The sequence below is a fragment of the Paracidovorax wautersii genome, assembly GCF_031453675.1.
GTDB lineage: Bacteria > Pseudomonadota > Gammaproteobacteria > Burkholderiales > Burkholderiaceae_C > Paracidovorax.
Window position 1 is genome coordinate 3408029 of sequence record NZ_JAVIZX010000001.1, and the last position, 12462, is coordinate 3420490.

Here is a 12462-nt window from a genome sequence, read left to right on the forward strand (position 1 = left end):
ATCGCTGTCATGTATTTGCTGCAAGCCCCGCTGGTCCGTGAACTGGACGTCTTTTCCACCATGCCCGATGCGCTGCGCCGCCCCCAGCGCAGCGACTGGGCCGACGCTAACCGCGGCGGCACGGTCACCGACTCGTTCCTCGAAGGCCCGGTGTTCGACGGCGCCGGCAACCTCTATGTGAGCGACATCCCCTGGGGCCGCATCTTCCGCATCGACTCGCAGGGCGCCTGGAGCCTCGTGGCCGAATACGACGGCGAGCCCAACGGCATGAAGTTCCTGGACGCCGGCACGCTGCTCATCACCGACTACAAGAACGGGCTGATGCGGCTCGACGTGGCCACCGGCCAGGTCTCGCCCTACCTGCAGCGCCGCAACAGCGAACGCTTCAAGGGCGTGAACGACCTGGTCTTCGATGCCGAAGGCAATCTTTACTTCACCGACCAGGGGCAGAGCGGCCTGCACGACCCGTCCGGGCGCCTGTACCGCCTGCGCCCTAACGGCCAGCTCGACCTGCTGCTGCACAACGTGCCCAGCCCCAACGGCGTGGCGCTGTCGCCCGATGGCCGCGTGCTGTACCTGGCCGTCACGCGCGGCAACTGCGTGTGGCGCGTGCCGCTGCTGCCCGACGGCAGCGTGGCCAAGGTGAGCCAGTTCTTCACCTCGTACGGCCCCAGCGGCCCGGACGGCCTGGCGGTGGATGCGCAGGGCCGGGTGCTGGTCGCCAACCCCGGCCTGGGCGTGGTCTGGGTCCTCAACGGCCGGGCCGAGCCGGAACGGGTGCTGCGCGGCATGCCCGGCAGCTCCACGACCAATCTAGCCTTCGGCGGTGCCGACCGGCGCACGCTCCATGTGACGGACTCCACGCATGGCCGCGTGCTGCGCACGGTGCTGGAGACGCCGGGCCTGCCTCTGCACCAGGGCGCGGCCGGCTGATGGCCCGGATGCGGCGCCTCCGCAGGGGGCGCCGCCGTGCCCTGCGGGCCGCCTGCTTTTAGAAAATAACTATTCCCGGCATCTAATGAATTGGCTTTGCGGCCGGTGGCGCAATCTCTACGATGCGGGCATCCCAACAGCCAGAGGAGTGCCCCATGACGCAAGAAGCAGCTAGCAAGTGCCCGTTCCACGCCGCCGCCGCCACCGGCGGCACCATCAACAAGGACTGGTGGCCCAACCAGCTGCGCCTGGACCTGCTGAACCAGCACTCGGCCAAGTCCGATCCGCTGGGCGGCAGCTTCAACTACGCCGAGGAATTCAAGAAGCTCGACTACGAGGCGCTCAAGAAGGATCTGCGCGCGCTGATGACCGATTCGCAGGACTGGTGGCCGGCCGACTTCGGCCACTACGGCCCGCAGTTCGTGCGCATGGCCTGGCATGCCGCCGGCACCTACCGCACGGGTGACGGCCGAGGCGGCGCAGGCCGCGGACAGCAGCGCTTCGCCCCGCTCAACAGCTGGCCCGACAACGTCAACATCGACAAATCCCGCCGCCTGCTCTGGCCGATCAAGCAGAAGTACGGCCAGAAAATCTCCTGGGCCGACCTGCTGGTGCTGACCGGCAATGTGGCGCTGGAAACCATGGGCTTCCGCACCTTCGGCTTCGCCGGTGGCCGCGAGGACACCTGGGAACCTGACCAGGACGTGTACTGGGGCAGCGAAAAGACCTGGCTGGGCGGCGATGCGCGCTACGGAAAGGGCACGCCCGGCGACGGCACCCTGGTGGCCGAGCCCGCCATGCACGGGCACGAGAAGGAGCGCGTGCTCGAGAATCCGCTGGCCGCCGTGCAGATGGGCCTGATCTACGTGAACCCCGAAGGCCCCGAGGGCAACCCCGACCCGGTGGCCGCTGCGCACGACATCCGCGAAACCTTCGCCCGCATGGCCATGGACGACGAGGAAACCGTCGCGCTGATCGCCGGCGGCCACACCTTCGGCAAGACCCACGGCGCCGGTGCGGCCGACCATGTCGGCCCCGAACCCGAGGCCGCAGGCCTGGAGCACCAGGGCCTGGGCTGGGCCAGCAGCTTCGGCTCCGGCAAGGCCGGCGACGCCATCACCAGCGGCCTGGAAGTGACCTGGACGAGCACGCCCGCCCAGTGGGGCAACGAGTTCTTCGAGAACCTGTTCAAGTTCGAATGGGAGCTGACCAAGAGCCCGGCCGGCGCCCACCAGTGGCAGGCCAAGAACGCGCCGGCCACCATCCCGGATGCGCATGACGCGTCCAAGAAGCGCGTGCCGACCATGCTCACGACCGACCTGTCGCTGCGCTTCGATCCGGCCTACGAGAAGATCTCGCGCCGCTTCCTGGACAACCCGCAGGCCTTCGCCGAAGCCTTCGCCCGCGCCTGGTTCAAGCTCACCCACCGTGACATGGGCCCGCGTGCCCGCTACCTGGGCCCCGAAGTGCCGAAGGAAGAGCTGCTCTGGCAGGACCCGATCCCGGCCGTCACCCACGACCTGGTCGAGGCCGCCGACGTGGCCGCGCTGAAAGAACGCGTGCTGGCTTCCGGCCTCACGGTGCAGGAGCTGGTCGGCACGGCCTGGGCCTCGGCATCGACCTTCCGCGGCTCCGACAAGCGCGGTGGCGCCAACGGTGCGCGCATCCGGCTGGCTCCGCAGAAGGACTGGGCCGTGAACCAGCCCGAGCAGCAGGCCCGCGTGCTGCCGGTGCTGGAAGGCATCCAGCGCGACTTCAACAAGGGTGCCGACGGTGACAAGCGCATCTCGCTGGCCGACCTGATCGTGCTGGCGGGCGCCGCCGGGGTGGAGCAGGCTGCCAGGGCGGCGGGCGTGGAGGTGACCGTTCCGTTCACCCCCGGCCGCGCCGATGCCCGCCAGGACCAGACCGATGTGGAATCCTTCGCCGTGCTGGAACCGGTGGCCGATGGCTTCCGCAACTACACCAAGGCCCGTTACAGCGTGCCGGCCGAGGTGCTGCTGCTGGACAAGGCCCAGCTGCTGACCCTGACGGCGCCCGAGATGACCGTGCTGGTGGGCGGCCTGCGCGCCATCAACATCAACGTGGGCGGTAGCGCGCACGGCGTGCTCACCGCCACGCCCGGCGCCCTGACGAATGACTTCTTCGCCAACCTGCTGGACATGTCCACCGAATGGAAGGCCACGGGCGACGGGTTCGAGGGCCGCGACCGCAAGACCGGCGAGAAGAAGTGGACCGGCACGCGCGTCGATCTGGTCTTCGGCTCCAACGCCGTGCTGCGCGCGGTGGCCGAGGTGTACGCCAGCGCCGATGCCAAGGCGAAGTTCGTGCAGGACTTCGTGGCGGCGTGGACCAAGGTCATGGAGCTGGATCGCTTCGACCTGCGCTGATCGTCGACACGTTCTAAGGCCCGCAGCCCTTTGGCTGCGGGCCTTTTCTCTTTGAAAGAGGGCTTTTGTAGGAAGACGGCGTCTTCTTTGGGGCAAATTGCTGCAGGCGCACTGTCAAGGGGGTGCGCGCAATAAACTGGCCCATTGCCCTAGGAGAACCAATTCATGCATTCGGACATCGTGATCGTGGGCGGCGGCGCCGGCGGCCTGGAGCTGGCCGCCCGTCTGGGCCGCAGCCTGGGCGCCCGGCAGGGCCGCGAGCGCGTACTGCTGGTGGACCGCTCTCCCTTCCACATCTGGAAGCCCACGCTGCACGAAGTGGCCGCCGGCACGCTGGATGCCCACCAGGAAGGCCTGTCCTACCCCGTGCTGGCGCGGCGCAACCATTTCGGCTTTGCCATCGGCGACTTGATCGGGCTGGACGCCGCCCGCAAGACCATCGAGCTGGGCGAGATCCGCAATGCCGAGGGCGACCTGCTCGTGCCGCGCCGCACGGTGAGCTTCACCCGGCTGGTGCTGGCCATCGGCAGCGGCTCCAACGCGTTCGGCACGCCGGGCATCGAGCACGCCTATCTGCTGGAGAACGTGCGCGATGCGCAGCGTTTCCATGCGGACTGGCTGGGCGCCTGCGCCCGTGCTTCGTTTGCCGACAACCGCGCGCTGTCGATCGCCATCGTCGGCGCGGGTGCCACGGGCGTGGAGCTGTCGGCCGAATTGCTGGAGGCCCACGCCGAGCTGCTGGAGAGCCTGGGCAGCAGCCAGCGGTTCCGCCTGGACATCACCCTGGTCGAGGGCGGCAGCCGCATCCTGGGCGGGCTGCCCGAGAAAATTTCGGGCCAGGCCGAAGTGGCCCTGCGCCGCAAGCAGGTGAACGTGCTGACGGGCACCCGCGTGACCGAGATCCGCCCCGGCGCCCTGGTGACGGCCGGCGGGGAGATTCCGGCCGACCTGGTCGTCTGGGCGGCCGGCATCAAGGCGGCGGATGCCAATGCGGCCATGGGACTGGAGGTGAACCGCCTCAACCAGTTCATCGTGGACGACCGCCTGCGCACCTCGGCCCCGGACATCCTGGCGTTCGGCGACTGCGCCGCCTGCCCGTGGGTGGACGGCAAGACCGTGCCGGCCCGCGCGCAGGCCGCGCACCAGCAGGCCGACTACCTGGCCCGCGTGCTGGGTGCCTTGCTGCGCGAGCAGGAAGTGACGGAGCCCTTCGTCTACAAGGACTTCGGCTCGCTGGTCTCGCTGGGCGACAACAAGGGCGTGGGCAACCTCATGGGCGGCCTGGGCGGGCGCAACTTCTTCGTCGAAGGCCTGATCGCCAAGTGGATGTACATGTCCCTGCACCTGAACCACCACCGCGCCATCCTGGGCGTGGGCAAGACGGTGGTGCTGGCGCTGGCGCGGCTGCTGCAGCAGCGGGTGTCCGGCCGGCTCAAGCTGCACTGAGCGGCGCCGCTTCGACGCCGCGGCCCCGTCGTCGTCGCGCTCAGGTGGCGGCGGCGGGCAGGTAGTGCAGGTGCAGCGCGCGCCAGCCGGCGCCGGTGCGGTGCCACCGCTCGGTGAACTGCACGGCGGGCAGCGCGCCGCGCGGGGTGACGATGCGGCCGGTGCCGCGCACCTCCACCACGCCGTCGCTGACCGGGTGCAGGGCCCGCTCCAGATCTTCCGTGCGGCTTCCGGCCGGGAACCAGCGCCGCTCGCGGACGGCCGCCGCAATGCCGCCGAGCTGCTGCGCGCGGGTTTCGGTGCCCGCCTCGCTCACGACGAAGAAGGCCGGGTCCTGCAACTGCGCGAGGACGTCCGTGTCGCCGCGCACATAGGCCGCGTACCACGCGGCGCGGGTGGCTTGCAGATCATTCCAGTCCTGGGTCATGGTCGTGTCTATCCTGCCGTGATTTCGTCCAGAAAGCCGTCGTAGAAGTCGCGCAGCCGCTGTTGCCGGACGGCGGCCAGCCGGGCGCCCTCGGCGGTCTGGAAGCCCGTGGCCAGGTGGAACAGCTTGGTCTGGAAGTGGTCCAGCGTGAAGCGGCCGTCGTCCAGCGGGCGCCGCTCGGCGCGGGCGTCCACCGGGTCGTAGAGCGCACGGCCCATGCGCCCGCCCACGTAGAAGCAGCGCGCCGCGCCCACCAGGCCGATGGCGTCCAGCCGGTCCGCGTCCTGCAGGATGCGCGCCTCCAGGCTTTGCGGCGCGATGCCGGCGCTGAAGCTGTGCGCGGCGATGGCGTGGCCCACGGCCGCAGTGCGTGCTTCCGTCCAGCCCAGCGCAGCCAGCACGCCGGCGGCCTTGTCGGCCGACAGGCGCGAGGCCTGGGCGCGGTGGGGCGCGTTCTTCTCCACATGCACGCAGTCGTGCAGCAGCGTGGCGGCCAGCAGCACGTCGGTATCGCCGCCTTCCGCGGCGGCGATGCGCTGCACGTTGCGCCACACGCGCTGCAGGTGGGCCAGGTCGTGCGCGCCGTCGCCGGCGGTGGCGGCGTCCAGCGCATGGGGCAGCAGCGCGCGGGCCAGCGCGGCGTGGGGCGCGAAGGCGAGGGCGGGGTCCGTGTCGGCGGGGGCAGGGAGAGTCGTCATGGGGGCAGGCAGGGGGGCGGATCGGCCGGCCGCCATGCGCCGGGTGCTTGTCAAATTTGATAGCTGCTTGCGCTTATCCATCAACGGATTCAGATATGAATCTATCTGAATCGCTTGTCTGGCAAGCGCAAGCTGCTCACTTTTTATGCGGTTCAACCGGCCAGCAGCTTCTGCACCAGATCGCCCGCCGTGGAGGCGCCGTACTTGCGCATCAGCCGCGCGCGGTAGATCTCGACCGTGCGGTGGCTGATGTCGAGCGCGCGGCCGATCTCCTTGGAGGTCATGCCGTCCAGCAGCCGTGCGGCCACCTCGCGCTCGCGGCCGGTGAGTTCGGCCTTCACCGGGCGCTGCGAGCTCAGGTCTTCGAAGCTCCAGATGCCCGATTCATGCGGCGCCTCGCGGTTGAGCGCGCGGCCGGAGACGTGGCACCAGAAGACCTCGCCGCTGGCGCGCTTCATGATGCGGTTGTCGGCGTAGTGGCCCTTGGCGTTGAGGATGGGCTCCATGCGCTTGCCCAGGCGCTCGTACTCGTCGGCGGATGGGTAGAGGATGCGGAACGACTGGCCGATCAGCAGCTCGCGCGAGGCGCCGAACATCTCGCAGACGTGCCGGTTGCAGTCCACCATGGTGCGGTTGCGCGAGATGACCAGCCCGACGGGCGCCATGTCGAAAGCCAGGCGGTAGTCGGCAACGTCCATGGTGGTGAAAATATTTAGGGGGAACTACTTAAGATGGTACGTAGTATCGTAGCGCATCCATCTTGATGAGGAGACTCCAGTGAACAAGGTTTTCCCTTCCGCGGACGAGGCGCTCCAGGGCGTCGTGGCCGATGGCCAGCTGCTGGCCGTGGGCGGCTTCGGGCTGTGCGGCATCCCCGAGGCGCTGATCGATGCGCTGCGTGATTCCGGCGCCAAGCAGCTCACCGTCATTTCCAACAATGCGGGCGTGGACGGCTTCGGCCTGGGCAAGCTGCTGGAGACGCGCCAGATCAAGAAGATGATCTCGTCCTATGTGGGCGAGAACAAGGAGTTCGAGCGCCAGTACCTGGCCGGCGAGCTGGAGCTGGAGTTCACGCCCCAGGGCACGCTGGCCGAGAAGCTGCGCGCCGGCGGCGCGGGCATTCCGGCCTTCTTCACCAAGACCGGCGTGGGCACCATCGTCGCCGAGGGCAAGGAACTGCGCGAGTTCGACGGCGAAACCTACGTGATGGAGCGCGCGCTGGTGCCCGACGTGGCGCTGGTCAAGGCACACCGCGCCGACAAGTCCGGCAACCTGCAGTTCCGCCTCACGGCCCGCAACTTCAACCCCGCGGCCGCCACGGCCGGCAAGGTCTGCATCGTCGAGGTCGAGGAGATCGTCGAGACCGGCCAGATCGCGCCCGACGATGTGCACCTGCCCGGCATCTACGTGCACCGCATCGTGCACAACCCGAACCCCGAAAAGCGCATCGAGAAACGCACCGTGAGCGCCGCTGCGCCCGTCGATCCCGTGGCCGCCAAGGTGGAAGCCCAGGCTGTGATCGCCCAGGCCGCCGCCGGCAGCGAACTGCCCGTGCCGACCGTGCCCGCCAACAAGAAAGAAGGAGCCTGACATGCCCTGGACCCAAGACCAGATGGCCGCACGCGCGGCGCAGGAGCTGGAAGACGGCTTCTACGTGAATCTCGGCATCGGCATTCCCACGCTGGTGGCCAACCACACGGGCACCAAGGAAGTGTGGCTGCAGTCCGAGAATGGCATGCTCGGCATCGGCGCCTTCCCGACCGAGGACGCGGTGGACGCCGACCTCATCAACGCCGGCAAGCAGACCGTGACGACCATTCCCGGCTCGTCCATCTTCGGTAGCGACCAGTCGTTCGCCATGATCCGCGGCGGCAAGATCAACCTCTCCATCCTCGGCGCCATGCAGGTGAGCGCCAAGGGCGATCTCGCCAACTGGATGATCCCCGGCAAGATGGTCAAGGGCATGGGCGGAGCCATGGACTTGGTGGCCGGCGTGAAGCGCGTGATCGTGCTGATGGAGCACGTCGCCAAGAAGAAGGACGGCACCGAAGACCTGAAGATCCTGCCCGAGTGCACGCTGCCCCTGACGGGCGTGGGCGTGGTGGATCGCATCATTACCGACCTGGCCGTGCTGGACGTGACGCCCGAGGGCCTGAAGGTGGTGGAACTGGCGCCCGAAGTGAGCTTCGACGCGCTGCAGGCCAAGACCGGCGTGACGCTGATCCGCTGACCCTTCGTTCTCGCTTTGCCAAGAAAAAGGCCCGGTTCTGCCGGGCCTTTTTTTGTTGCTGTCCGCCGCTCAGGGCTTGGCGGCCGGGGCGGCCGGCGGCTGCGCCGGCGGGTTCGGTGGGATCTGGTAGCTCCAGGTCTCGCTGATGGCCTTGTCGCCCTGCATCAGCGCGGCGCGCATTTCCACCGGCTGGGCCGGGTTCTTCACCTTCACGCGCACCGTCAGACGCCAGCCCTGGATGGCCGGGTTGCGCTGGATGTTCACGCCCAGCAGTTCGGCGTTGTTGTCCACGCTGACCTGCGGGTTGATGGCCGCCCCGCTGGGCAGTTGCGCGACCGCCGGGCCCTCGAAGTCGATCATGAAGGCGCTGGCGCCGTCCAGCTTGCGGATCAGGTTGGCCTGCAGTTCCTCGCTTTCGGTGTGCAGGGTCTGCTTCACCCAGGCGTTGTCGGCGCCGTGCAGCGCGGGCTCGTCGGTCGTCCAGTGCATGCGGTAGGCAAATTCCAGCATCTCGCCCTTGCGGTTGGTGCCCTCGGGCGTCCAGAAGGCCACGATGTTGTCGTTGGTCTCGTCCGGCGTGGGGATCTCCATCAGCGTGACATGGCCCTTGCCCCAGTTGCCCTGCGGCTCGATCCAGGCGCTGGGGCGCAGGTCGTAGCGGTCCTTGAGGTCTTCGTAGCGGCCGAACTCGCGCCCGCGCTGCAGCAGGCCGAAGCCCTTGGGGTTCTCGACCGCGAAGGAGCTGATGGCCAGTTGGCGCGGGTTGTTCAGCGGGCGCCACAGCCATTCGTCCTTGCCTGTGTGGATCGCCAGGCCGTTGGAGTCGTGGATGGCCGGGCGGAAGTTGCCGTTCTTGAGGGCCGACTGCTGGTTGGGTCCGAACAGGAACATGCTCGTCAGCGGCGCGATGCCCAGGGTCTTGATGTCGCCGCGCACGAAGATGCGCGACTGCACATCGACCACCGCGTCCTTGCCGCCCGGGGTCACGATGAACTGGTAGGCGCCGGTGGCGCGCGGCGAGTCGAGCAGCGCATAGATCACGACCTGCTTGTCGTTGGCGGCGGGGCGCTGGATCCAGAACTCGCGGAAGTTGGGAAACTCCTCGCCGCCCGGTGGCGCCGTGTCGATGGCCAGCCCGCGGCTGGACAGCCCATAGACCTGGCCCTTGCCGATCACGCGGAAGTAGCTGGCGCCCAGGAAGCTCACGATCTCATCGAGCTTGTCCGGCTGGTTGATGGGATAGAGCACCCGAAAGCCGGCGTAGCCGAGCTGGCTGGTGGCGCCCTTGTCGAAGTTGAGGTTGCCGAAGTCGAAGCGCTCCGGGTCGTACTTGATCTCTTGTACTCCCTGGTCGGTGATCTCGTTGATACGCACCGGGGCATTGAAGTGCATGCCCTGGTGGTAGAAGTTCAGCCGGAAGGGCGTGGGCTGGTCGCGCCACTCGAAGCGGTCAGTCCGGGGCTGCATCTTCTGGTAATCGGCGAACTGCATGCCGCTGAACACGGGCGGCAGGTTGCTGACCGGGGCCGCATAGGGCTTGTCCACCAGGGCGCGCGCCTGCTGGGTCACGTCGTCGAGCGAGAACGCGCTGGCTCCGGCCGACCAGAGCATGGACGCGGTGCAGGCCAGGGTCAGAAAGGTGGAGCGAACGCGCGGGGCGGAGCGGACGGACATCGGCATGATGGTCGGTGGAAGAGAGGATGAGGCAAGGCAAGCAAGCCGGGTGCCTGCGGCGGCGGCCCCGCGATGTGGCTGGAGGGTGGGGCGGGAAAAAAGAGCCGGGAGAGCCGGTGGCGCCTGTAGCCCAGGGGCAGGCGACGCAGTCACCGTGGAGGGCGAACCCCGCAGAGAGCGGGGCGGTTGTGCGCGATGGGGCTGGGCAAGATGCATTCCGAAACGAAGCGCACCCCTCAGGTGCGGCGAACGAACATGGGCTTAGCTTAGCATCCGTGCCTTGGCGATCCCGTCTGAGATGCAGGGGATTCGTGCAGAAATCGGCGCACGTTGCAGTCCATTTATGAAAGTTACGGAATGAAGAAATCGTGGGTGTTCGTCCTGGTGGCCGGCTGGGGCGCTTTGGCGGCCTCTGCCCAGCAGGCTCCGGCAACGAATCTGTTGAGCGACAAGAAGGCTTTCGTGGCGGACCTGGTAGGCCGCATGACCTTGCAGGAAAAAATCGGCCAGTTGCGCCTGATCAGCATCGGCCCCGAGATGCCGATCGCCCAGTTGGCGGATGAGATCACGGCCGGCCGCGTGGGCGGCACCTTCAATTCGGTGAACCGTCCGGACAACCGCCGGCTGCAGGACGCGGCCATGAAGGGGCGTTTGAAGATTCCCATGTTCTTCGCCTACGACGTCATCCATGGCCACCGCACGACCTTCCCCATCGGGCTGGGCCTGGCGTCGAGCTGGGACATGGCCGCGGTCGAAACCATGGCCCGCACCGCCGCGCGTGAGGCGGCGGCCGACTCCATCGATATGACCTTCGCCCCCATGGTGGACATTGCGCGCGACCCGCGCTGGGGTCGTACCTCGGAAGGATTCGGCGAAGACCCGCACCTGGTGTCCCAGATCGCCAGGGCCACCGTAAAGGGCTTCCAGGGCACGCTGCCGGTGCCGGCCGACCGCATCATGGCCAGCGTGAAGCACTTCGCCATGTACGGTGCCGTGGAAGGCGGGCGCGACTACAACACCGTGGACATGAGCCCGATGCGCATGTACCAGGACTACCTGCCGCCCTACAAGGCCGCGATCGACGCCGGCGCGGGCGGCGTGATGGTGGCGCTGAACTCCATCAACGGCGTGCCGGCCACGTCCAACACCTGGCTGATGCAGGACCTGCTGCGCAAGGACTGGGGCTTCAAGGGCGTGACGGTGAGCGACCACGGCGCCATCGTCGAACTCACGCGCCACGGCGTGGCCCATGACGAGCGCGAGGCCGCCAAGCTGGCCATCCAGACCGGCATCGACATGAGCATGGCTGACTCGGTCTACCTGAAGGAGCTGCCTGGCCTGGTGCAGTCCGGCGAGGTGCGCATGCAGGAGATCGACAACGCCGTGACCGAAGTGCTGGGCGCCAAGTACGACATGGGGCTGTTCCACAACCCTTATCTCCGCATCGGCGAGGCCAAGGACGATCCGGTGGACCTCAAGGCCGACAGCCGCCTCGACCGCCCCGCAGCGCGCGACGTGGCGCGCAAGTCCATCGTGCTGCTGGAGAACCGCAACCGCACGCTGCCGCTGGCCAAGAACGCCTCCATCGCGCTGGTCGGACCGCTGGCCGATGCGCCCATCGACATGCTGGGCAGCTGGTCCGCGGCCGGCTACGACAAGCTGGCCGTGACCCTGCGGACCGGGCTGAACGCGGCCGTCGGCCAGAGCGGCGGGCGCGTGGCCTATGCCCGCGGGGCCAACATCACCAACGACGAGAAGATCGTCGAGTACCTGAACTTCCTAAACTGGGATGCGCCCGAGGTCACGCAGGACAAGCGCACGCCGGCCGAGATGATCCAGGAAGCCGTCAAGGTGGCGCAGCGGTCCGACGTGATCGTGGCCGCCGTGGGCGAGGCGCGCGGCATGTCGCACGAGTCGTCGAGCCGCACCAGCCTGGACCTGCCGCAGAGCCAGCGCGACCTGATCGCCGCGCTCAAGGCCACGGGCAAGCCGCTGGTGCTGGTGCTGATGAACGGCCGCCCGCTGGCGCTGCAGCGTGAGCAGAAGGAGGCCGACGCCATCCTGGAGACCTGGTACACGGGCACCGAAGGCGGCAACGCGATCAGCGATGTGCTGTTTGGCGACTACAACCCTTCGGGCAAGCTGCCGATCTCGTTCCCGCGCTCGGTCGGGCAAATCCCCACTTATTACAACCACGCCCGCCTGGGCCGGCCCTTCACCGAAGGCAAGCCGGGCAACTACACGTCGCAGTATTTCGAGGAAGTCACCGGTCCGCTGTACCCGTTCGGCTATGGCCTGAGCTATACCGATTTCGCGCTGTCCGAGGTGGTGCTGTCCAGCCGCACCATGGCGCGCGGCGGCCAGATCGAGGCGGCGGTGACGGTGAAGAACACCGGCCAGCGCGCGGGCGAGACCGTGGTGCAGCTCTACATCCAGGATGTGGCCGCTTCGGTGGTGCGCCCGGTCAAGGAACTCAAGGACTTCCGCAAGGTGATGCTGCAGCCCGGCGAAGAGCGCGTGCTGCGCTTCCCGGTCACGGAGGAGCAGCTCAAGTTCTTCAATGCCCGCCTGCAGCATGTGGCCGAGCCTGGCCGCTTCAACGTGCAGATCGGCCTGGACTCGCAGACCGTGCGCGAGCAGGGCTTCGAGCTGCAATAAAAGAAG

General features: G+C 68.0%; 10 protein-coding genes. 6 read left to right on the top strand and 4 right to left on the bottom strand.

Going from position 1 to position 12462, the window contains the following annotated elements; translation table 11 throughout:
- Positions 1-9 precede the first annotated feature (9 nt).
- The 3 genes from QE399_RS15445 (at position 10) to QE399_RS15455 (ending at position 4769) form a co-directional block, all read left to right on the top strand.
- Entirely contained in the window at positions 10-933 is a 924-nt protein-coding gene (locus QE399_RS15445) for an SMP-30/gluconolactonase/LRE family protein (RefSeq protein ID WP_309829980.1), read from the top strand.
- 155 nt (positions 934-1088) lie between these two features.
- A complete protein-coding gene (katG, locus tag QE399_RS15450) occupies positions 1089-3323 on the top strand; it encodes a catalase/peroxidase HPI (RefSeq protein WP_309829982.1) in 2235 nt (744 codons plus the stop codon).
- 165 nt (positions 3324-3488) lie between these two features.
- Positions 3489-4769 (top strand): NAD(P)/FAD-dependent oxidoreductase, encoded by a 1281-nt coding sequence (locus QE399_RS15455; protein ID WP_309829985.1) that lies wholly within the window; start codon positions 3489-3491, stop codon positions 4767-4769.
- Positions 4770-4809: 40 nt separating this feature from the next.
- Here QE399_RS15455 and QE399_RS15460 read toward each other — a convergent pair whose 3' ends face one another.
- The 3 genes from QE399_RS15460 to QE399_RS15470 all read right to left on the bottom strand — a co-directional run bounded on the left by QE399_RS15460 (position 4810) and on the right by QE399_RS15470 (position 6592).
- Positions 4810-5196 (bottom strand): nuclear transport factor 2 family protein, encoded by a 387-nt coding sequence (locus tag QE399_RS15460; RefSeq protein WP_309829987.1) that lies wholly within the window; start codon positions 5194-5196, stop codon positions 4810-4812.
- An 8-nt stretch (positions 5197-5204) separates the two neighbouring features.
- Entirely contained in the window at positions 5205-5894 is a 690-nt protein-coding gene (locus tag QE399_RS15465) for an HD domain-containing protein (protein ID WP_309829989.1), read from the bottom strand.
- Positions 5895-6046: 152 nt separating this feature from the next.
- Positions 6047-6592: a LuxR C-terminal-related transcriptional regulator gene (locus tag QE399_RS15470; protein WP_309829991.1), complete on the bottom strand. Its 546-nt coding sequence runs from the start codon at positions 6590-6592 to the stop codon at positions 6047-6049.
- Between the two features lie 79 nt (positions 6593-6671).
- Here QE399_RS15470 and QE399_RS15475 point away from each other — a divergent pair, with 79 nt between their 5' ends.
- Together QE399_RS15475 and QE399_RS15480 are read left to right on the top strand one after the other, a co-directional pair.
- A complete protein-coding gene (locus tag QE399_RS15475) occupies positions 6672-7484 on the top strand; it encodes a CoA transferase subunit A (protein WP_309829992.1) in 813 nt (270 codons plus the stop codon).
- A 1-nt stretch (position 7485) separates the two neighbouring features.
- Complete coding sequence (locus QE399_RS15480; protein ID WP_309829994.1) at positions 7486-8124, top strand: 3-oxoacid CoA-transferase subunit B; 639 nt, start codon at positions 7486-7488, stop codon at positions 8122-8124.
- A gap of 69 nt (positions 8125-8193) precedes the next feature.
- On the opposite strand, the gene QE399_RS15485 is transcribed toward QE399_RS15480, so the two are convergent.
- Positions 8194-9798 (bottom strand): glucan biosynthesis protein G, encoded by a 1605-nt coding sequence (locus QE399_RS15485; protein WP_309829996.1) that lies wholly within the window; start codon positions 9796-9798, stop codon positions 8194-8196.
- Positions 9799-10155: 357 nt separating this feature from the next.
- On the opposite strand from QE399_RS15485, the gene bglX reads away from it, so the two are divergent.
- Entirely contained in the window at positions 10156-12456 is a 2301-nt protein-coding gene (gene bglX / locus QE399_RS15490) for a beta-glucosidase BglX (RefSeq protein WP_309829998.1), read from the top strand.
- Positions 12457-12462 lie beyond the last annotated feature (6 nt).